Raw genomic sequence first — 20707 nt, 5'->3', positions numbered from 1 at the left:
TGGTATATCCCACATAATTGGACTATATGAGCGCCTTCCGGTCTGGACCGGATAGTCTCAAACAATCGCTACCAATGTGGAAAGCAAGTAACAGGTGCAATAATGACCAAGAACTGGACACCGACTTCCTGGAGAGGCAAACCTATCAAGCAGGTGCCTTATTATCCGGACGCTCAGGCTGTGAGCGATGTCGAGGCCCGTCTTCGGACTTATCCGCCGTTGGTTTTTGCAGGTGAGGCACGCAAGCTCAAGAAGCAGCTTGCGGCTGTTTCCAGGGGTGAAAGCTTCCTTCTGCAGGGCGGCGATTGCGCCGAGAGCTTTGCCGAACATGGTGCGGATAATATTCGAGATTTCTTCCGCGTCTTCCTTCAGATGGCCGTCGTGCTGACCTTTGGTGCTTCTCAGCCTATCGTCAAGGTTGGCCGGATCGCTGGTCAGTTCGCCAAGCCTCGTACCTCCGACACCGAAACCAAAAACGGCATCGAGCTCCCGATCTATCGCGGCGACATTATCAATGGTACCGAGTTCACCGAACAGTCGCGCACCCCGGATCCGGCTCGTCAGGAAATGGCTTACCGCCAATCCGCTGCGACGCTCAATCTTCTGCGCGCTTTCGCCCAGGGTGGTTATGCCAATCTGGAGAACGTCAATCAGTGGATGATGGGTTTCGTTGCCGATAGCCCGCAAGGCGAGCGCTATGGCCAGCTAGCACGTCGCATCTCCGAGACCGTCGACTTCATGCGTGCAGTTGGCATTACCGCGGAAACAAATGCCCAGTTGCGCGAGACGGATTTCTACACAAGTCACGAAGCCCTGCTTCTTGGCTATGAGGAAGCACTGACCCGCGTCGATTCGACGTCTGGCGACTGGTATGCGACGTCTGGCCATATGATCTGGGTTGGTGACCGTACGCGTCAGGCGGATCATGCCCATGTGGAATACTGCCGTGGCATCAAAAACCCGCTTGGTCTGAAATGCGGTCCGTCACTGGAAGCTGATGATCTGCTGCGACTGATCGATCTGCTCAATCCTGCGAATGAGCCCGGCCGCCTGACATTGATCGCCCGCTTCGGCCATGACAAGGTTGCCGACCACCTGCCGAAGCTCATTCGTGCGGTGCGACAAGAGGGTCGTGAGGTCGTGTGGTCCTGTGATCCCATGCATGGCAATACCATCACCGCCAATGGCTACAAAACACGGCCATTCGACCGTATTCTGAAGGAAGTCGAGACCTTCTTTGGAGTGCATCATGCCGAAGGAACCTATCCGGGCGGTATCCACATCGAGATGACGGGCAATAACGTCACGGAATGCACCGGCGGTGCGCGGGCGGTTCTGGCGGAAGATCTGCAGGATCGCTACCACACCCACTGCGACCCGCGCCTCAATGCCGATCAGGCTCTGGAATTGGCGTTTCTGGTTGCGGAACTTCTGAAGAAAGAGCGCGACAGCCATCCACAGAAAATGGCCGTCAACGGTTAATCTTCAGGTATTCGTGAAATAGAAGGCGGTCTTTTGGGCCGCCTTCTTCAATTTCAATAATCAAAACGTTTGGGCTGGAGTTTTGCCGTTCGAGATTCTATCAAGGTCTCATGGATCCAAAACCCGTCCGCCGAATCCGCCTGTCAGCGTCTTTCCGTTCGTTCATTGAGAGTGAGGCCTCCGGCGGCATCATTCTGATGGCGGTCGCGGCGCTGGCACTGATTGCCGCCAACTCTCCCTTGAGCGAAGATTATTTCGGTCTGCTGAAGACTTATGTTGGCGGTCTGAGCATCCTTCATTGGGTGAACGATGCGCTTATGGCCGTGTTTTTCCTGTTGGTTGGCCTGGAAATCAAGCGGGAGATGATCAGCGGTCAACTGTCGAGCTGGTCGCGGCGCGCACTGCCAGGGTTTGCCGCCGTCGGTGGTATGGTCGTTCCCGCACTGATCTTTCTTGCCTTTAATGAGGGTGAGACAGTTCGCGGTTGGGCCATCCCGACCGCCACCGATATCGCCTTTTCGCTGGGCGTTCTGTCGTTGCTCGGGTCGCGCGTTCCGATACAAGTGAAGGTCTTTCTGACGGCCCTCGCCATCATCGATGATCTGGGTGCGGTCATCATCATTGCCTTGTTTTATACGGAGGGATTGAACATTCCTGCGTTGGTCGGTGTCGCCGCCGTGTTCACGATACTTATGCTGATGAACATGACGGGTATCGTTAGGCTTTGGGCTTATCTCGTTCTCGGGGTGATCCTCTGGATCCTCGTCTTCAAATCGGGGATCCATGCAACGATTGCCGGTGTGCTACTGGCCTTAGCTATTCCCATGCGCGGCGCGAAGGGGGAGGTCGATTCGCCGCTGGTCGAACTCGAGCATGCTATTCAGCCGTGGGTTGGCTTTCTGATCGTGCCAATCTTCGGTTTCGCCAACGCCGGCGTTTCCTTCAGCAACGTGTCGCTGTCGAACCTTGCCGATCCGGTTCCGCTCGGCGTGGCAGCCGGCCTGTTTGTCGGCAAGCAGATCGGCGTGTTCTCCTTTGCCTGGCTGGCGATCAAGCTTCGTCTGGCCGAACGGCCTGTCGGCACCAGCTGGCTGCAAATGTATGGTGTGGCTACGCTTTGTGGGATCGGCTTCACGATGAGCCTGTTCATCGGCCTGCTTGCCTATGCGAATTCCCCATTGTTGCAGGATGAAACCAAGCTCGGCGTTCTACTCGGTTCGTTGCTGTCAGCGGTCTTCGGAGCTTTCCTGCTCACTCTGTCTTCGAAGCGTCCGGCAAAGACGTGAATGCGAAAGGCGGCGCCTGTGGCATCGCCTATGTTTGTTCTCAACAATAAACGGGGTCAGAGCATGGTGGACTTGCATCGGGGTTCATGCCTGTGCGGCAGAGTACATTTCGAAACGCGCGGCAAGCTGCGTGGTGTCGTCTACTGCCATTGCTCGCAATGCCGCAAACAGTCGGGCCATTTTTACGCTGCGACGAACGTGCAGGACGATTCGATCGACATTTCCGGTGAAGAAAATATCAGCTGGTATGCGGCGAGTGAATTTGCCCACCGTGGCTTCTGCAAGAATTGCGGCTCAGTGCTCTTCTGGAAGCACAAGGATCTCGATTATATTTCCGTCATGGCGGGATCATTCGATCAGCCGTCCAGCCTGCATGGAGAAAGTCATATCTTTGTCGAGAACAAGGGCGACTATTACCAGATTGACGATCACCTGCCCAAATATGCAAGGAGTGGCGGCGGAGTCGTGGTAGCGTCCGACGGACAGGATTGACGCGAGCCCAACTCTCCTTATACCTGCCGTAACAACTCGGGAGCGGGCATGCAGCGTCTGGTACTCGCATTCATAAATTCCATGCGTGCGCTGAAGCATCTGGCGCAGCATGAGAAGGCAGTTCAGCAGGAACTTATGCTGTTCATTCTTGCCATTCCCGCTGCGGCCCTCATCGCGCCGACCGGTCTTTCGTTCCTGCTCCTTACGGGATCGGTACTGTTTCTGATCATGATCGAAGTGCTCAATACCGGCATCGAGGCCGCCTGTGATGCGGTTTCACTGGATTTTCATCGCGAGATCCAGATCGCCAAGGATTGCGGATCGCTTGCGGTGCTGATCTCGGTTATCCTCGTCGCTACCGTTTGGGCCTACACCGTGTGGAGCGTGTTTTTTTCCTGACCACTGCTTGATCAAACATTGTTTTTCCACCAACGAAACGATATATGTTCATTATGAGCAAAAATCCCGACATTCTCCGTATCGCCATCGCTCAGCTCAATCCAGTGCTGGGCGATATCAGGGGCAATCTGGTAAAGGCACGCGAGGCTCGAGCTGACGCTGCACGTCAAGGCGCCGATCTGGTCCTCTACACCGAGCTTTTCATTTCCGGTTATCCGCCGGAGGATCTGGTGTTGAAGCGCGCCTTCATGGACGCTTGCGAGAAGGCAGTCCAGGAGTTCGCTTTGGACACTGCGGATGGCGGACCTGGCGTAGTTGTCGGCACGCCCCTGAAGCGCGAGACCGGCCTGCACAACTCGGTCATGGTGCTGGATGGCGGCAAGGTTATTGCGGAACGTTTCAAGGTCGATCTGCCCAATTATGGCGAGTTCGACGAAAAGCGTGTGTTCCAGGCCGGTCCAATGCCCGGTCCGGTCAACTTTCGCGGCGTTCGCATCGGCATTCCGATCTGCGAGGATATCTGGGGCGATCTCGGTGTTTGCGAGACATTGGCGGAGAGTGGTGCGGAAATTCTCTGCGTGCCGAATGGCTCTCCCTATTATCGCGGCAAGGTCGATGTGCGTTATCAGGTGGCGCTACGCCAGGTGATTGAGACGGGGTTGCCATTGATTTTCGCCAATCAGCTTGGCGGACAGGACGACCTGATTTTCGACGGTGCTTCCTTCGCGTTCAATGGCGACAAAAATCTTGCCTTCCAGATGTCGCAGTTCGAGGAGCAACTGATCGTCACGACATGGCGACGCGGCGCAGATGGCTGGACCTGCACTGAAGGACCGATGTCGCGGATCCCTGAAGGGGAGGAAGCGAACTACCGCGCCTGCATGCTTGGCCTGCGTGACTACGTCAACAAGAACGGCTTCAAGGACGTTGTGCTTGGTCTGTCTGGCGGCATCGACTCTGCAATCTGCGCCGCGCTCGCGGTGGACGCACTAGGCGAGGAACGCCTGCGGGCTGTCATGATGCCTTACACCTATACGTCGAAGGACTCGCTTAAGGACGCCGAGGACTGCGCCAAGATGCTTGGCTGCCGCTATGATATCGTCCCGATCTTTGAGCCGGTCGAGGGCTTCCTCAAAGCGCTTGCACCCACCTTTGAAGGCACCAAGGAGGGCATAACCGAGGAGAACCTGCAAAGTCGTGCCCGCGGTACCATCCTTATGGCGATTTCCAACAAGTTCGGTTCCATGGTTGTCACCACGGGCAACAAGTCGGAAATGTCGGTCGGCTACGCCACGCTCTATGGCGATATGAATGGTGGCTACAATCCGATCAAGGACCTCTACAAGATGCAGGTCTATGCCATGTCGGAGTGGCGCAATAAGAACGTCCCTGCGGGCGGCCTGGGTCCGTCTGGCGAAGTTATTCCGGTGAATATCATCAGCAAGGCGCCCTCGGCAGAGCTGCGGGAAAATCAGACTGACCAGGATTCGCTGCCGCCTTATCCGGTTCTCGATGATATCCTCGAATGCCTCGTTGAACACGAGATGGGCGTCGATGAAATTGTCGAACGCGGGCATGACCGCGCGACGGTAGAGCGTATCGAACACCTGCTCTACATTGCCGAATACAAACGCCGCCAATCGGCCCCAGGCGTCAAGGTAACGAAGAAGAATTTCGGCCGTGATCGGCGCTATCCCATCACCAACCGGTTCCGGGATCGATCGCAGTAACTGTTGCAATCTCGCCGCACCTGATTCTCGAAAACCGACCGCTGGAAAAAGACACTTGGCGGCGCAAAACGATTCAACTATAAGCCGACCTCCGGCAATAACGACCGGGAGGTTCTCGAATGGCACCCATGTTTATGTCCCCGCGGGGCGGCGCTCGTTCCTGACACGTGATGACGAAAGGCTTATTGCCTTTCGATTGACTTCACCGGTCAAGGTAACTCATCGCCGATAATGGCCTTTCCTGTATTCAGGCGAGTTGCCAGATCATTCATGCCGTACTGATTCTGTCTTCTTTTTCACGGCATTCTCGTTTGCATTTTTCTATTGAGGCTGGTGCGCATTCGCATCGGACAATCGTCATGGCTTTATTTCGTAAAGACCTGCGCGGCGGTGCATTCCGCAGCGTTCTTGGTTTCACCTGGTTACACTGGCAGCGACAGCCGGTGCGTATCGCCGTCATTGCTGGTGCAGTGTTGCTGTCGACACTGGCCGACGTGTTGACGCCGCTCTATTCTGGCCGGCTGGTCGATGCTGTGGTCAACGGTCACGCCACCGAGGCAGTCGTCTGGAATGCAGCAATTGCTGCGTTCTCGACACTTCTTGCCTTGTCGCTCGGTGCAATCATCTTGCGGCACATCACCTTCATGCAGATCGTTGATCTGACCTTGAACATGATGACGGAGATTGCCTCGGGTGCGTTTTATCGCATCCAGCGGTTCTCGACGGAGTGGCATGCCAACAGCTTTGCCGGCTCAACAGTGCGCAAGGTAACACGTGGCATGTGGGCGCTGGACTTGTTGAACGATACGCTGCTGTTGGCGCTGTTTCCGTCGGTCATCATGCTGATTGGTTCGACGGCGCTGATGGCGTGGTACTGGCCGTTGATGGGCCTCATCATCGGCATTGGATCGTTGCTGTTCGTTGCAGTCACGGCATCGCTGTCGCTCGGGTACGTGGCACCCATGGCACGCCTTGCCAATCGTTGGGACACAAAGCTTGGCGGTTCGCTGGCTGACGCCGTTAGTTGCAACATGGTAGTGAAGGGTTTCGGTGCGGAAAGCCGTGAGGATGCGCGTCTCGCCAAGGTTCTGACGAAATGGAGGGACCGGACGGCGCGCACCTGGGTTCGTGGTACCTGGAACGGGACATCTCAAGGAACGATGCTGCTGGTGCTACGGGCTGCGGTCATCGGTTTCGCGCTGATCCTGTGGTCGAAGGGGCAGGCAAGTGCGGGTGATATCACCTTCGTCCTCACCTCGTTCTTCATCCTGCAGGGCTATTTGCGGGAGGTCGGCATGCACATCCGCAATTTGCAGCGTTCGGTCAACGACATGGAGGAGCTTGTTGATATCCAGAGTCAACCGCTTGGCATTGAAGACAGGCCCGGCGCGAAGCCGATCCGGATCAGCAATGGCAAGATCGAGTTTGACAATGTGACGTTCCACTATGGAGCACATCGCCTGCCGCTTTATGACCGGTTTTCGGTGACGATCCGGGCAGGCGAACGTGTCGGCCTGGTTGGTCATTCGGGTTCGGGCAAGACGACGTTCGTCAAGCTGATCCAGCGATTGCACGATGTGAAGTCGGGCCGGATCCTGATCGATGGTCAGGATATTGCCGGGATCACACAGGCTTCGCTCCGCCAGCAGATCGCTATCGTGCAACAGGAGCCGATCCTGTTTCACCGTTCGCTGGCGGAGAATATCGCCTATGCCCGGCCCGGTGCCACGCAGGGTGAGATCGAAGAGGCGGCAAGACAGGCCAGCGCGCATGACTTCATCTCGGCGTTGCCGAAGGGGTATAGCACGCTGGTCGGCGAACGCGGTGTCAAGCTTTCAGGCGGCGAGCGCCAGAGAGTGGCCATTGCCCGGGCGTTCCTTGCGGATGCTCCCGTTCTCATTCTGGACGAGGCGACCTCCAGCCTCGATTCAGAATCGGAAATGCTGATCCAGCAGGCGATGGAGCGGCTGATGCTGGGACGGACGACATTGGTGATCGCACACCGCCTGTCGACTGTGCGCTCGCTCGACCGGCTCCTGGTTTTTGAGCATGGCCGTATTGCCGAAGAGGGTAACCACGAGGCATTGATCGGGCTCAATGGCGGTATCTACCGCGGTTTGTTCGAGTTGCAGACGCTTGAGCTGACCAAGGGGCTTGTCCTCAACGATGACTAAGATATGGGCCGCGTGCGAGCGCGGCCCATATTGCCATTGCTGGCTCTATCGGATATGCCGCACGCATGACCATCACCGTCCGTTTTGCACCGTCTCCGACCGGCTATATCCACATTGGCAATACGCGTATTGCCTTGTTCAACTGGCTTTTCGCCCTCAAGAACAATGGCCAATTCATCTTGCGCTTTGACGATACGGATACTGTTCGTTCCAAGACGGAATATGCCGAGGCGACGATCGCGGACCTCGACTGGCTGGGCATCAAACCAGTGCGCGTCGAATACCAGTCGAAGCGTATCCCGATTTATGACGCTGCGGCGGAGAGACTCAAGGCAGCGGGAGTGCTTTATCCCTGCTATGAGACTGCCGAGGAACTTGAACGCAAGCGCAAGCTGCGCCTGGCGCGGCGTCTCCCGCCAATCTATGGACGCGATGCCCTGAAGCTGACGCCAGCCGACAGGGAAAAGCTTGAGGCGGAAGGGCGCCGGCCGCATTGGCGCTTCCTTCTGCCAAACTTCAAGGACGATCCGTTTTCAGTAACGAGGACTGAAGTTCACTGGGACGATCTTGTGCGAGACAGGGAAACGGTTGATCTCGCCTCGCTCTCCGATCCAGTTCTGGTCCGGGAAGATGGCACCTATCTCTACACGTTCACTTCGGTCGTTGACGACATCGACATGGACATCTCTCATATCATCCGCGGCAACGACCACATTACCAATAGTGGCGTGCAGATTTCGATCATCGAGGCTCTGGGTGCCAAGGTTCCCGAACTTGGTCACATCAATCTCCTGACAACGGCGTCGGGAGAGGGGATTTCCAAGCGCACCGGCGCGCTTTCGATCGGCAGTTTACGGCGTGACGGCTATGAACCAATGGCTGTGGCCAGTCTTGCCGTGTTGATTGGAACGTCGGAGAATGTGACTGCCGTACCTGACATGGCGACGTTGGCCGATATTTTCGACCCAGCGGCAACCTCCAAATCGGCTTCGAAGTTCGACCCGGCTGAACTGGATGCGCTCAACCGTGCCCTGATCCACGCAATGCCCTACGCACAAGCATACGACCGTCTTGCAGCGCTTGGCATCGAGGGCGACCGCGCGGAAGAATTCTGGCTCGCAGTTCGGGGCAATCTTTCGCGTATTTCGGATGCGACCGGTTGGTGGGAGATCATCAAGGACGGTCCTGCGACGGATGAACAGCTTGCCGAAGAGGACCGCGAATTCGTTCGTGCCGCATTCGATCTACTGCCACCCGAGCCTTGGAACCGCGAGACCTGGAAGCTGTGGACCGATGCGGTGAAAGCCCAGAGCGGACGCAAGGGCAAGCCGCTGTTCATGCCACTGCGCATCGCGCTTACTGGGCTGTCTTCTGGTCCGGAGCTCGCAGATTTATTGCCCCTTCTTGGTCGGGAAGGAACGTTGGCCCGACGACCCTGACCTTGCGGTTCGGATCGATCGGCTTGTCGCGGGTAAGCGGCAGCGGCTGCGGCGCTTCCGTCTTGGTTGTCGCAGGTTCACCCAGCTGAATGATGGACGACGGATTTTCGGTCGATTGAACTGCCGGCACGGTCGGCTCAATTGTAGGTTCGACAGGCTTCGCAGGTTCGACAACTTTGGCTGGTTCACCGGGCTTTCCTGTAGCCGATGTCGCCGCCGCCGGATTGCCCAATGTGCTGAAATTTGCGGCGGATCTCTGGCAACCGCATTGCGGCGTTCCATTGGCTCCTACCTTCCTGAATTTGAAGGCATTCGGCATATCCTTGTAATCTTCACCGCTTAACGAAGTCATCCTTTCAGGATTTGGATTGTCTGTGGGCTGATAGTACAGCTTCGCGCCGGGACACTGGGACTGACACTGCGCCTGATCGCGTGAGAAATTCTCCGCGCCGGTTTCATAGGAGAGCGGGAAGTAGTAGCCGTCACATGCGCGCACGCAAAGTGTCTGGTACCGACCGCCATAGACCGGTGCCGTACTCATTTCCGGCTCGACAGGTTCCGGCTCTTTCCCCAGAACCTCGTAAGACTGCGAACCCGCCGTGTTCGGCTCCGGGTCATCATAGACGCGGTCGTCTACGGCAGAACAATTATTGGCATCCAGCGCGGCTTCGACGCGGTCACGCCGCAAACTGAGTTCGAAATCATCGACATCGGCGTTGCGGTTGAGCTCGTCGAGCCGGTCCAGCATGCGCGAGCAAATATCTGAATTTGCGGAAGAAAGTTGCGTCGCCGCTAGGACGGCGGTCGCTGCTATGAAGGCGATCTGGAATGTCCGGTACATGCGGCGGCCCAAGATTGTCATGCGCATTCGAGGCGGGTGAATGCGCACGAACCAGCCACGGCCATGCGGCAGCAATAAGACACCCGCCTGTTAATCAACGCGTTGTGATGCTTCCACCACCGCCAGTGCAGTCATGTTGACGATACCGCGCGATGTGACCGACGGCGTCAGGATATGTGCGGGCTTGGCGGCACCGAGCAGGATCGGACCGACATGCAACGCATCGGTGACGGATTTGACGACGTTGAGGGTGATATTCGCCGCGTCGAGATTAGGGAAGACCAGCAGATTGGCTTCGTCGCTCAGCCGCGAATGCGGAAGTACGCGCTCGCGCAGAATCGCGGAAAGCGCGGAATCGCCATGCATTTCGCCATCTTGTTCCAGATCAGGCGCCTTGACGCGCAGAATTTCTGATGCGCTCCGCATTTTTGCTGCACTTTCGGAATCGCGTGAGCCGAAATTGGAATGCGAGAGCAAGGCTGCCTTGGGCTCGATACCGAAGCGGCGGATTTCGTTGGCGGCAAGAACCGTTTTTTCGGCGATTTCCTCGGCAGTCGGATCGATGCTGACATAGGTGTCGGTCAGGAACAGCACGCCGCGTTGCGAGATCAATAGGCTCAGCGCCGAGAAATTGCGTATGCCCTCCAGTTTTCCAATAATCTGGTCGACATTACGCAAGTGCCGCTCGAAACGGCCTTCAAGACCGCAGATCATTGCGTCGGCTTCACCGCGAACGATGGCAAGCGCTGCGATGACGGTGCCACTAGCGCGGACCATGGTGCGAGCGACTTCCGGTGTTGTGCCCCGCCTTCCTGTGAGATTGAGCAGCAGATCGACGTAATCGCGATAACGCGGATCATCCTCGGGATTGATGACATCGAAATCGGTGCCGATCTTGATCTTCAACCCATAGCGTTGCAGACGCGTCTCTATGACCTGCGGGCGTCCAATCAGGGTCGGTATTGCGATGCCTTCTTCCAGCACAACCTGGGCTGCGCGCAAGACCCGTTCATCCTCGCCATCCGCATAGATGACACGCTTCTTCTCAGCCGTTTTTGCTGCAGTGAAGATTGGCTTCATGATCAAGCCGGAGCGGAAGACGAAGCGGTTCAACCGGTCGAGATAGGCATCGAAATCCTCGATCGGACGTTCGGCTACGCCGGTGTCCATCGCGGCTTTGGCAACGGCCGGTGCAATCCTTAGAATGAGGCGCTGATCGAACGGTGAGGGGATGAGGTATTTCGGCCCGAAGGTCGGCGTCTCGCCCGAATACGCGCGAGCGGCAACGTCCGATGGTTCTTCGCGAGCCAGAGCGGCAATAGCCTGCACTGCCGCCATCTTCATTTCCTCATTGATCGCCCGTGCGCCGCAATCGAGTGCGCCGCGGAAGATGAAGGGGAAGCAGAGGACGTTGTTGACCTGGTTGGGAAAGTCCGAACGGCCCGTACAAATCATCGCATCGGCACGCGCTGCGCGCGCCTCATCCGGCATGATCTCCGGGTTGGGGTTGGCCAAGGCCATGATCAACGGGTTCGGTGCCATCTGCTTCAACAACTCGGGCTTCAGAACACCGGCCGCCGAAAGGCCGAGAAAAACGTCAGCTCCGCCAATGACGTCTGCGAGAACACGCGCATCGGTTTTCTGCACATAGACCGATTTCCAGCGGTCCATCAGCGTATTGCGGCCCTCATAAACGACGCCATCGATATCACAGACCCAGATGTTCTTGCGGTCAACGCCGAGCTTCACCAGGAGATTCAGGCAAGCGATTGCCGCTGCGCCGGCCCCGGAAGCAACGATCTTGATCTTGGAGAGCTCTTTTCCGGCAAGTTCCATGCCGTTGAGAATAGCCGCCGCCACGATGATGGCAGTTCCGTGCTGATCGTCATGGAACACCGGGATGTTCATTTTGGCGCGAAGTTGTTCTTCGACCTCAAAACATTCCGGCGACTTGATGTCTTCGAGATTGATGCCGCCGAAAGTCGGCTCAAGAGCCGCTACCACATCGACGATCTTGCTGATTTCCTGTGCATCGATTTCGATATCGAACACGTCGATGTTGGCGAATTTCTTGAAAAGGACAGCCTTGCCTTCCATGACGGGCTTGGACGCGAGCGGGCCGATATTGCCGAGGCCGAGGACAGCGGTGCCATTGGAGATGACCGCCACCAGATTGGCGCGGCTGGTATAGTCGGCGGCCGTTGCTGGGTTCTCGTGAATTGCCAGACATGGCGCAGCGACACCGGGAGAATAGGCAAGGGCAAGATCGCGCTGATTTCCAAGCGGCTTCGTCGCCTGGATTTCCAGCTTACCCGGCTGAGGAAAGCGATGATAGAACAGCGCGCTTTCTTCGAGATCAGAGTTGCTGGGCGTTTGGTCGTTGGCCATTGACGATGTCCTCCGGGATTTGGCTCGCGCGTTTATACACTGGCGATTCAAATTTTCCAGCACGCTAAAATGTCATCCAGAGGCATAACGGAACGCGATTTCGTTGCAAGTGCCTATCGTGCCGAAACACGCACTTTTACGTGCCGTCATAAGACTGTTGCATGAATCAGGTTTGTGTCAGCGCAAATGGACGCTCCTTTGCGTCAGCTGAACGGAGATCAGCATCATGGTCGAGATCGAGGCCCGTAAATTCCGCACGCTTTTCCTGTCCGATGTGCATCTCGGCTCGAAAGGTGCGAAGGCCAGTTTTCTGCTGGATTTTCTGAAATACCACGACGCCGATACGATCTTTCTGGTTGGTGATATTGTTGATGGCTGGCGCCTGCGCCGCAACTGGCATTGGCCACAAGAGCACAATGACATTGTGCAAAAGCTCCTGCGCAAGAGCCGCAAGGGCGCGCGTATCCTCTACATCGCTGGCAATCATGACGAGTTCCTGCGTGATTTCCAGGGGACGCACTTCGGCGGCATCGAGGTCATGGACCGGATCATGCATGAGACTGCGGATGGCCGGAAATTCCTCGTCATCCACGGTGATCAGTTCGACGTTGTTGTGCGCAATGCCCGCCACATCGCCTATCTCGGCGATTGGGCCTATGACGCTGCGCTCGCCATCAACACACTTATGAACAAGGTACGGCGTATGCTTGGCCTGCGTTACTGGTCGTTTTCGGCCTGGGCAAAGTTCCGCGTCAAGAAGGCTGTGAACTTTATCGGGTCGTTCCAGACAGTGGTTTCGGACGAGGCCCGGCGCATTGGTGCGGATGGCGTGATCTGCGGCCATATCCACCACGCAACGATCGAGCAGATCGATGGCATCGAATACATCAATACCGGCGATTGGGTTGAAAGCTGCACGGCCATCGTCGAGCACTTCGACGGTCGCATGGAACTCCTTTCCTGGACGCATCTGATCGGCGAACAGGCCGGCTTCGCGCCTGTCGTCAGGCTGGATGACAAGCGTCCAAAGGCGGCGAATGCAGCCTGACGGTCAAGCGAAGCGCCTGGTCATCGTATCGGATGCGTGGCATCCGCAGGTCAATGGCGTGGTTCGTACGCTGACCAAGCTGCGTGAGCAAATGGAAGTGCGCGGCTTTGAAGTGACGATCATCTCGCCTGCCGATTATCGTTCTGCGCCTTGCCCGACTTATCCGGAAATCCGCCTGGCGTTGACGCATCCCCTTGCCATCAGAGCGCGGATCGAAGCGCTGCAGCCAGCTTACGTCCATATCGCAACCGAAGGTCCTCTCGGCATCATGGCACGCCGTGCGTGCCTGAAGAATAATTGGCGCTTTACCACCAGCTTCCATACGCGTTTTCCTGAATACCTGCGCGAGCGGCTGCCTGTGCCTCTGTCATGGTCCTATAGTTTCCTGCGGCGTTTCCATAATGCAGCCGAACATTGCTTGGTCCCGACACAGTCCATCCATGACGAACTGGCCGAACGCGGCTTTGCGACGCTGAAAGTGTGGACGCGCGGCGTTGATCGTGCGCTTTTCCGGCCGCAACCCGATGTCGATCTCAAACTGCCCCGACCTGTCTTTCTCTGCGTCGGCCGTGTGGCGCCTGAAAAGAACCTTGAATCCTTCCTTTCTCTCGATCTGCCTGGCACCAAACTTATCGTAGGGGACGGTCCGGATCTGGATGAATTGAAGCGGAAATATCCGGATGCCGTTTTTGCCGGCAAGAAAGAAGGGGAAACCCTTGCTCGCTATTATGCGGGATCGGACGTCTTCGTCTTTCCGAGCCGCACGGACACGTTCGGTCTTGTCCTGCTTGAGGCCATAGCCTGCGGGCTGCCTGTTGCAGGTTATCCCGTACCGGGCCCCAAGGATGTCATCGGTGCGTCAGGCGCGGGCGTTCTTTCCGATAATCTGCAAAAGGCTGCGTTGAGCGCGCTGGAAATGGGCCAGGTCGATCCCGACGTCAGACTCAAAGGCTTCAGTTGGGAAGCCTGCGCCGATATATTCGAGAGCGTGCTGACGACGATTGGCAGTGCGACTGCGCCTGCACCACGCAAAGTAAAATCCGGCAAAGCGGTATCAGCGCAATAGCATCATGTTAGTTGCGGATGATACTCGAGCGTTTCTAGGCGCTTGGCGAATTTCGTGATAGTTGCGAATCTCAGGCAATGCACGGTTGCGATTCCACCTGAACCGCTCGATCTTCCGAAAGTTTTTCCATGACAGCCGCTGCAGCGGACCCTATCCAGGACATGCCGTTTCGCTTCGAGCTGCGGGTTGCACTGGCTTATTTTGCGATTTTCACATCAAGCGGCTTGCATCTGCCATACTTTCCCTTGTGGCTCGAATATCGCGCGCTGACACCGACGCAAATCTCCATCGTATTGTCGATGCCGTTGTTCGTGCGCGTTGTCGCCGCGCCGCTGGTATCGATGCTCGCCGACCGTTCGAATGACCGCGCTCACATATTGACCATGGCGACAATCCTGGCCGTCATCGTCGCGGCCTTCTATTTCGTCCCGTTCGGCTTCATCGGAATTCTGATCGTATCCCTGATACTTGCGCCGCCATGGACGTCGCAGGTGCCGCTAGCCGACACGATCGCGCTGTCCGGCGTCCGCCGGTATGGCGCCGATTTCGCCAGAATGCGCGTCTGGGGCTCGATATCGTTTCTGCTCACGTCTTTCGTTGGCGGGGTGTTGATCCAGCAGGTGGGTGAGCACATCATCCCGTGGGCACTTTTAGCCACGCTGATTGCAGCGTGTGGCATGAGCTTCATCGTGCCGCGCATCGGCAAGCCGCGGCGTCTTTCACCGCTATCGGATGTGGATATCGCCGATGCGGGAAGGGCGCTGCGCAGGCCGGCTTTCGTCACCTTTCTCATTGCCACCGGCATCACGCAAGCGAGCCATGCCTATGGCTACAGCTTTTCCGCTATCTACTGGAAATCGATTGGTATCGAAGAGACTATGATCGGCGCCCTTTGGTCGATTTCCGTCGTCGCCGAAGTCATCATGTTTACGTTTTTCCGTCGACTGTTCGGGCGCCTGCATCCGGCTAAAGTCCTGATCATCGGCTCGGCCGCTGCGATGTTCCGTTGGGCGGTTTTTCCGCTTATTGCACCCGCCAGTCTTGGCGTTGCCGGGTTTCTCGCCGTCCAGAGCCTGCACGCGTTTTCATTCGCATTGTCGTTTCTCGGCATGCAGAAAATGATAGCCCTGACCATTCCCGAGGAACGCGGCGGCACCGCACAGGGGCTTTCGACGTTCTTCATCGGTACATCGCTCGCCATCGCTACCATGGCGTCGGGCCCGCTCTACAGCGCCACCGGAATCAATGGTTTTTACGTGATGGTTTTCCTCGCTGCCTGCGGTCTCGGCCTCGCCATCGTTTCGCTAGGGCTGGAGCAACGAGAGGGTTAACCCCACAGTTCGGGGAGTGGCGGTGAGACGCGGCTACCTTGGAACAAAAGGCCGGGTTTGCGGTCTTCGCGCAGGATCAGCGGTCCATCGAGATCGATGAAATCCGCATCCTGCGCCAGTAGTACTGCAGGCGCCATGGCCAAGGACGTCCCGACCATGCATCCGACCATGATGCCAAACCCAAGCTCCCGGGCACGCTTCTGCATCCGCAGCGCTTCGGTGAGGCCTCCCGTTTTGTCGAGCTTGATATTGATGCTGTCGTAGCGGCCAAGGAGTGTGTGGAGATCGTCTGTGCCATGGGCACTCTCATCAGCACAGATGGGCACCGGATGCGGAATTTTGGTGAGGATGGCATCTTTGCCGGCAGGTAGAGGCTGTTCGATGAGGACGACACCAGCCTTCGCTGCGGCCAACATGTTCTGAACAATGTTTTCCTCGCTCCAGCCTTCATTGGCATCAAGGATGATACGGCTTGACGGTGCGGCGTCCGCGACCGCTCGAATGCGCTCGGCATCGTTCTCGCCGCCAACCTTGACCTTGATCAACGGACGGTCCGCGAAGTCCCGAGCCGCGGCAGCCATGGTCGGGGCATCGCCGAATGAAACGGTCACTGCTGTCGTCAGATCGTGCAAAGGTGACAATCCAAGAATATCAGTCACAGCTTTGCCGCTGCGTTTTGCCTCCAGGTCCCACAATGCGCAATCGATCGCATTGCGGGCCGCGCCAGCACCGATCAATGCCGGCAAATCGTCTCGTGTAGCGCCATTTGCCAATGCCTCGCGCAATCTTTCGATCTCTGCGCAAACGGAGTCCAGGCTCTCGCCATAGTGTGCATAGGGCACGCACTCGCCACGTCCAGTGACCGTTCCGTCAGACAGTGTACACAGCACAATGGCTGCCTCGGTTTTCGAGCCGCGAGAGATCGTAAATGTTCCGGCAATGGGCCAGCGCTCCACCGATATTTCTACGCTCACAACCATATTTCACGCCTTAATTGTTCAAGTGACAGGAAGCACGAGACTCGATATGTGTGTGTGATGTTGACCGATAGAGCAAACAATTCAAGTGCTTCTACCGCAGCGCCGCCTCACGTTGAATTCAGCAAGGACGGCGACCGCGCGACGATCACGCTATCGGGTGCATGGACCACACGCAATGTTCGCCGTGTCGATGACCGCATGCGCGAAATTGCCCACGATCACAGTTTTTCCAGTGCAATAATCGAGGTTTCCGGCATTGAATTGCTGGATACCGCAGGAACATGGCTGATAGAACGCCTGCGAACCACACTGGAGAAAGCTGGCAAGCAGGTCACCGTCGAAGGACAATCCGAAAGCTGGGGCGCCTTGTTCGAAGCAGTCGGCGAAGCTGCTTCGGCACCTGAGGAGCCGGTTCATATCGAGCGGCCATCCCTGCTGATTCGCTTTTTGGAAACCATCGGCAGAACCGTATACGCCTTTGGCGACGACTTCACCAAAGCCATGCATATCCTCGGTGCAACCGTGCGCGGCGCCCAGATGAAGGGCAGCGGGCGCAGCGGCATCAGGCCGGCAGCGATCGTGCACCAGCTCGACAGCATGGGTATCGGCGCCGTGCCGGTGGTGGTGCTGATGTCAACGATCATCGGTGCGATCATCGCCCAGCAGGGCGCGTTCCAGCTTCGTTATTTCGGCGCAGAGATATTCGTCGTCGATCTTGTCGGTATTCTGGTGTTGCGCGAGATCGGCGTGCTTCTGACCGCCATCATGATTGCCGGCCGTTCGGGAAGTGCCATCACGGCCGAAATCGGCTCGATGAAAATGCGTGAAGAGACCGATGCGCTCACCGTCATCGGTCTCAATCCGGTCGGCGTTCTGGTATTTCCGCGTCTGGTGGCCCTAGTGATTGCCCTGCCATTGTTGACGATCATTGCGGATTTCGCAGCGTTGGGCGGTGCAATGGGAATCACCTGGGCCTATTCCGGTATCACGCCCGATGCGTTTATTCAGCGGCTGCGTGACGCAATCGATACGTCGAGCTATCTGGCCGGTCTGATCAAAGCGCCGTTCATGGCGATGATTATCGGCATCATGGCATCGGTGGAGGGCATGAAAGTTGGTGGCAGTGCTGAGTCTCTCGGTCAGCGGGTGACGGCGTCCGTCGTGAAGTCCATTTTCGTCGTTATCGTGGTCGATGGCATCTTCGCAGTCTTCTACGCATCGATAAACTTTTGAGCCAGAAATGACGCCGGCAACAAGCAAACAACCTGACATTGACGCGCAAGAAGTGATCCTTTCGGTGAAGGATGTCAGCGTGTCATTCGGCAGGGCGAAGATTCTGGATAATCTCTCGCTCGACGTCTATCGCGGCGAGATTTTGGGTTTCGTCGGGGCATCAGGCACGGGCAAATCGGTGCTGATGCGGGCGATCCTCGGTCTTAATCAGAAACAGAGCGGACAGATCAAGATCTTCGGTCATGATATTGATCGCGCCTCGGAACAAGAGAAGCTAGGCGTCGACATGCGCATGGGCGTGTTGTTCCAGCAGGGCGCGTTGTTTTCTGCCCTGACGGTGCTTGAAAATATCCAGGTGCCGATGCGGGAATACCTCGATATTCCGCAAAGGCTCATGGATGAACTTGCGCGCCTGAAAATCGAACTGGTCGGCCTCAAAGCGGATACAGCTGAAAAGTTCCCATCGGAGCTTTCAGGCGGGATGATCAAGCGCGCCGCACTGGCGCGCGCCTTATCGCTTGATCCGGAAATCGTCTTTCTTGACGAGCCGACTTCGGGTCTCGATCCGATTGGTGCGGCGGAATTCGACGAACTCATCGCCAATTTGCGCGATACGATGGGTTTGACAGTTTATATGGTGACTCACGACCTCGACAGCTTGTTCGCCGTTTGCGACCGAATCGCGGTATTGGGAAAGAAGAAAGTTCTCGTTGAGGGAACGATTGAGGACATGCTGGCGTTCGACGATCCGTGGGTTCAGGAATATTTCCGCGGAAAGCGCGCACGCCAGATAGTCTCCAACGGCGACAACAGGCGGCGATCAACGCACGAGCAGACCAAAGGACAACCCAGGGCAGAGCAGGATCAGACGAAGTAATCTATGGAAACGAAAGCCAACTATGTCCTGGTCGGTGTCTTCACGCTCGTAGTGTGCATCCTCGCCTTTGGATTCGTCTATTGGATCGCCCGGTATGGTGATCGTAGTGAAACCGCGACGCTTGAAATCCGCATTGTCGGCTCCGTTACCGGGCTGGCTGAAGGCAGCCAGGTCCTGTTCAACGGTATCAAGGTTGGCAGTGTTCGTCGCCTGTCGATCGATGCCAATAATCCCGATGCGGTTATTGCGCAGACAGAAGTCAACGCGACGACGCCCATCACCCGTTCCACGCAGGCGACATTGGGCTTTGCCGGCCTGACCGGACAGGCCTTCATCGAGCTCAAGGGTGGTAAGCTCAACGAGCCCAACCTCCTGGAAGAAGCTGCCAAGGACGATCAGATCGCGCGCATGGATGCCGATCCTTCGGTCGTGAACAACCTTTTGCAGAAGGCGCAGACAATTCTTGAGCGTGTGGATGGTGCAGTGGGTTCCATTGAAAGCTTCATTACCGAAGTGAAGGGGCCGTTGGTCGACACGGTCAACAATACCAAGAAGTTTACCGATGCACTGGCCAACAATTCCGATGTCATCGATAAATTCAGCCAAAGTGCCGAAGATGTTCAGGCCGTGGTGAAAGAAGCGCGGCAAATGATGACCCGGCTTAACAGTGCATCGACGCGGGTTGATGGCGTTCTTGCCAAGCTCGACAAGCAGCTGTCGGATCAGGATGGCAGCGTCGTCAGGGAGGCGCAGGATACACTCAAATCCTATCGCGCGGTTGCCGACAATCTGAACGCCCGGCTCGGGCCGATCACCGATAACATCAACCGATTCTCCGGGCAGGGCCTGCGCGACGTACAGGCGCTCGTAAACGAGAGCCGTCAGTCAGTTCAGCGCATCGAACGGGCGATCACCGACCTTGAAAAGAACCCGCAGCGCGTAATTTTTGGTGGAGGCGGAAGCGTTCCGGAGTATGACGGACGCACACGCCGTTGACTTTGGGCGATTCGCATCGCATGAAAGTCAACGGGGTTGGTGCGTTCGCATGACACGGACAGAGGGGCGCTGGTGAAAACAAGAACGACTATTGCCGCTCTGCTGTTGGCTTTGTCCGTTTCAGCCTGCGCAAGCTCCAAGAAGCTTGATACTTTCGATCTTTCCAGCGCTTCGCCAGACGTTTCTTCACCGAAGAAGCAGGGCCGTCAGATTCTGATCGCGGCACCCTCCGCTCTCAAAGCGCTGGATGGCGAAAATATTGTCGTTCGATCAGGCCCGAATTCGATTTCCTTCTTGAAGGGTGCGCAATGGGCTGATCGCTTGCCGAATATCGTACAATCACGGCTGGTCCAGGCCTTCGAGAGCACAGGTCGTCTTGGCGGTGTCGGGCGTCCAGGTGAAGGCCTTGCCATCGACTATCAAGTGATCAGCGACATCCGCACTTTCAATATCAATGTATCCAGCGGCCGGATCGCGATTGTCGAAATCGCCATCAAGATATTGAACGACAAGAATGGGACTGTGCGCGCCGCGCGTGTGTTCCGCGCGACATCGCGAGTCAGCGGCGAGGGCAATGCATCCTATATCGCCGCGCTTGACAGAGCCTTTGATAGTGCCTCGAACGATATTGTCACGTGGACACTGTCGGTCATCTGAGCGACAACGCACCTACGTCTCCGTCATCGTCGGGCCTGACCCGAGGACCGACGGTCAAGAAGCCCGCACATTGCACCTTCCCGACGCATTCCAGATAGATGCGGATTTATAACGACGAATTGCATTCTATTGCTCGACTGGATCCAGTCGAGCAAACGGACCCGTGATGCTCCTCAGGTCAAGCCCGAGGATTGTTTGTTTGGGATGAGGTATTTTGTTGATGCGGCTGCGGGCTCATTCACAGCCCGCAGCCGCTGCGGCAAGCGACCGTCCGAGGTTTGGGCAACA

General features: G+C 56.9%; 17 protein-coding genes. 14 read left to right on the top strand and 3 right to left on the bottom strand.

What is annotated here, in order from left to right:
• Nucleotides 1-102: 102 nt before the first annotated feature.
• The 7 genes from PHA01_RS08140 to gltX all read left to right on the top strand — a co-directional run bounded on the left by PHA01_RS08140 (nt 103) and on the right by gltX (nt 9002).
• Nucleotides 103-1482, top strand: coding sequence for a class II 3-deoxy-7-phosphoheptulonate synthase (locus tag PHA01_RS08140; protein ID WP_112528508.1), 1380 nt, complete (start codon nt 103-105; stop codon nt 1480-1482).
• 110 nt (nt 1483-1592) lie between these two features.
• Entirely contained in the window at nt 1593-2768 is a 1176-nt protein-coding gene (nhaA, locus tag PHA01_RS08135) for a Na+/H+ antiporter NhaA (protein WP_271894484.1), read from the top strand.
• Between the two features lie 63 nt (nt 2769-2831).
• Nucleotides 2832-3260: a GFA family protein gene (locus PHA01_RS08130; RefSeq protein WP_271894482.1), complete on the top strand. Its 429-nt coding sequence runs from the start codon at nt 2832-2834 to the stop codon at nt 3258-3260.
• A 48-nt stretch (nt 3261-3308) separates the two neighbouring features.
• On the top strand, nt 3309-3659 hold the full coding sequence (locus PHA01_RS08125; RefSeq protein ID WP_271894481.1) for a diacylglycerol kinase: 351 nt from the start codon (nt 3309-3311) through the stop codon (nt 3657-3659).
• 53 nt (nt 3660-3712) lie between these two features.
• The gene (locus PHA01_RS08120; protein WP_271895033.1) at nt 3713-5389 is read left to right on the top strand and encodes an NAD+ synthase; all 1677 of its coding nucleotides are present in this window, start codon (nt 3713-3715) and stop codon (nt 5387-5389) included.
• Between the two features lie 359 nt (nt 5390-5748).
• Entirely contained in the window at nt 5749-7563 is a 1815-nt protein-coding gene (locus PHA01_RS08115) for an ABC transporter ATP-binding protein (protein WP_271894480.1), read from the top strand.
• A gap of 65 nt (nt 7564-7628) precedes the next feature.
• Nucleotides 7629-9002 (top strand): glutamate--tRNA ligase, encoded by a 1374-nt coding sequence (gene gltX / locus PHA01_RS08110; protein WP_271894479.1) that lies wholly within the window; start codon nt 7629-7631, stop codon nt 9000-9002.
• Here gltX and PHA01_RS08105 read toward each other — a convergent pair.
• On the bottom strand, nt 8920-9864 hold the full coding sequence (locus PHA01_RS08105) for a DUF2865 domain-containing protein (RefSeq protein WP_271894478.1): 945 nt from the start codon (nt 9862-9864) through the stop codon (nt 8920-8922). The genes gltX and PHA01_RS08105 overlap by 83 nt on opposite strands.
• A 69-nt stretch (nt 9865-9933) precedes the next feature.
• Nucleotides 9934-12231: an NADP-dependent malic enzyme gene (locus PHA01_RS08100; protein ID WP_271894476.1), complete on the bottom strand. Its 2298-nt coding sequence runs from the start codon at nt 12229-12231 to the stop codon at nt 9934-9936.
• A 226-nt stretch (nt 12232-12457) separates the two neighbouring features.
• Between PHA01_RS08100 and PHA01_RS08095 the strand changes: the two genes are divergently transcribed.
• The 3 genes from PHA01_RS08095 to PHA01_RS08085 all read left to right on the top strand — a co-directional run bounded on the left by PHA01_RS08095 (nt 12458) and on the right by PHA01_RS08085 (nt 15676).
• Nucleotides 12458-13279, top strand: coding sequence for a UDP-2,3-diacylglucosamine diphosphatase (locus PHA01_RS08095; protein WP_224513066.1), 822 nt, complete (start codon nt 12458-12460; stop codon nt 13277-13279).
• A complete protein-coding gene (locus PHA01_RS08090) occupies nt 13269-14345 on the top strand; it encodes a glycosyltransferase family 4 protein (protein ID WP_271894473.1) in 1077 nt (358 codons plus the stop codon). Before PHA01_RS08095 ends, PHA01_RS08090 begins: the two co-directional genes overlap by 11 nt.
• Before the next feature lie 128 nt (nt 14346-14473).
• A complete protein-coding gene (locus PHA01_RS08085) occupies nt 14474-15676 on the top strand; it encodes an MFS transporter (protein WP_271894471.1) in 1203 nt (400 codons plus the stop codon).
• Here the strand turns inward: PHA01_RS08085 and dgcA are convergent.
• Nucleotides 15673-16656, bottom strand: a complete 984-nt coding sequence (gene dgcA, locus PHA01_RS08080) for an N-acetyl-D-Glu racemase DgcA (RefSeq protein ID WP_271894470.1) — start codon at nt 16654-16656, stop codon at nt 15673-15675. The two genes, PHA01_RS08085 and dgcA, sit on opposite strands and share 4 nt — an antisense overlap.
• A gap of 57 nt (nt 16657-16713) precedes the next feature.
• Here dgcA and PHA01_RS08075 point away from each other — a divergent pair, with 57 nt between their 5' ends.
• Genes PHA01_RS08075 through PHA01_RS08060 form a run of 4 tightly spaced genes read left to right on the top strand, consistent with a single transcriptional unit; the run spans nt 16714 to nt 20419 of the window.
• A complete protein-coding gene (locus PHA01_RS08075) occupies nt 16714-17889 on the top strand; it encodes an ABC transporter permease (RefSeq protein ID WP_271894469.1) in 1176 nt (391 codons plus the stop codon).
• 7 nt (nt 17890-17896) lie between these two features.
• Entirely contained in the window at nt 17897-18766 is an 870-nt protein-coding gene (locus PHA01_RS08070; protein ID WP_271894468.1) for an ABC transporter ATP-binding protein, read from the top strand.
• Nucleotides 18767-18769: 3 nt separating this feature from the next.
• Nucleotides 18770-19762 (top strand): MlaD family protein, encoded by a 993-nt coding sequence (locus PHA01_RS08065; protein WP_271894465.1) that lies wholly within the window; start codon nt 18770-18772, stop codon nt 19760-19762.
• A 36-nt stretch (nt 19763-19798) separates the two neighbouring features.
• The gene (locus PHA01_RS08060; protein WP_271894464.1) at nt 19799-20419 is read left to right on the top strand and encodes an ABC-type transport auxiliary lipoprotein family protein; all 621 of its coding nucleotides are present in this window, start codon (nt 19799-19801) and stop codon (nt 20417-20419) included.
• Nucleotides 20420-20707 lie beyond the last annotated feature (288 nt).

This window comes from Candidatus Phyllobacterium onerii (assembly GCF_028331445.1).
In the GTDB taxonomy this organism is placed as follows: domain Bacteria; phylum Pseudomonadota; class Alphaproteobacteria; order Rhizobiales; family Rhizobiaceae; genus Phyllobacterium; species Phyllobacterium onerii.
This window is presented reverse-complemented; position numbering and strand designations above follow the sequence as displayed.

What these genes read in the sequence shown, in the direction of transcription:
- PHA01_RS08140 (WP_112528508.1), top strand. Translation starts at nt 103, where the DNA reads ATGACCAAGAACTGGACACCGACTTCCTGGAGAGGCAAACCTATCAAG.
- nhaA (WP_271894484.1), top strand. Translation starts at nt 1,593, where the DNA reads ATGGATCCAAAACCCGTCCGCCGAATCCGCCTGTCAGCGTCTTTCCGT.
- PHA01_RS08130 (WP_271894482.1), top strand. Translation starts at nt 2,832, where the DNA reads ATGGTGGACTTGCATCGGGGTTCATGCCTGTGCGGCAGAGTACATTTC.
- PHA01_RS08125 (WP_271894481.1), top strand. Translation starts at nt 3,309, where the DNA reads ATGCAGCGTCTGGTACTCGCATTCATAAATTCCATGCGTGCGCTGAAG.
- PHA01_RS08120 (WP_271895033.1), top strand. Translation starts at nt 3,713, where the DNA reads ATGAGCAAAAATCCCGACATTCTCCGTATCGCCATCGCTCAGCTCAAT.
- PHA01_RS08115 (WP_271894480.1), top strand. Translation starts at nt 5,749, where the DNA reads ATGGCTTTATTTCGTAAAGACCTGCGCGGCGGTGCATTCCGCAGCGTT.
- gltX (WP_271894479.1), top strand. Translation starts at nt 7,629, where the DNA reads ATGACCATCACCGTCCGTTTTGCACCGTCTCCGACCGGCTATATCCAC.
- PHA01_RS08105 (WP_271894478.1), bottom strand. Translation starts at nt 9,864, where the DNA reads ATGACAATCTTGGGCCGCCGCATGTACCGGACATTCCAGATCGCCTTC.
- PHA01_RS08100 (WP_271894476.1), bottom strand. Translation starts at nt 12,231, where the DNA reads ATGGCCAACGACCAAACGCCCAGCAACTCTGATCTCGAAGAAAGCGCG.
- PHA01_RS08095 (WP_224513066.1), top strand. Translation starts at nt 12,458, where the DNA reads ATGGTCGAGATCGAGGCCCGTAAATTCCGCACGCTTTTCCTGTCCGAT.
- PHA01_RS08090 (WP_271894473.1), top strand. Translation starts at nt 13,269, where the DNA reads ATGCAGCCTGACGGTCAAGCGAAGCGCCTGGTCATCGTATCGGATGCG.
- PHA01_RS08085 (WP_271894471.1), top strand. Translation starts at nt 14,474, where the DNA reads ATGACAGCCGCTGCAGCGGACCCTATCCAGGACATGCCGTTTCGCTTC.
- dgcA (WP_271894470.1), bottom strand. Translation starts at nt 16,656, where the DNA reads ATGGTTGTGAGCGTAGAAATATCGGTGGAGCGCTGGCCCATTGCCGGA.
- PHA01_RS08075 (WP_271894469.1), top strand. Translation starts at nt 16,714, where the DNA reads ATGTTGACCGATAGAGCAAACAATTCAAGTGCTTCTACCGCAGCGCCG.
- PHA01_RS08070 (WP_271894468.1), top strand. Translation starts at nt 17,897, where the DNA reads ATGACGCCGGCAACAAGCAAACAACCTGACATTGACGCGCAAGAAGTG.
- PHA01_RS08065 (WP_271894465.1), top strand. Translation starts at nt 18,770, where the DNA reads ATGGAAACGAAAGCCAACTATGTCCTGGTCGGTGTCTTCACGCTCGTA.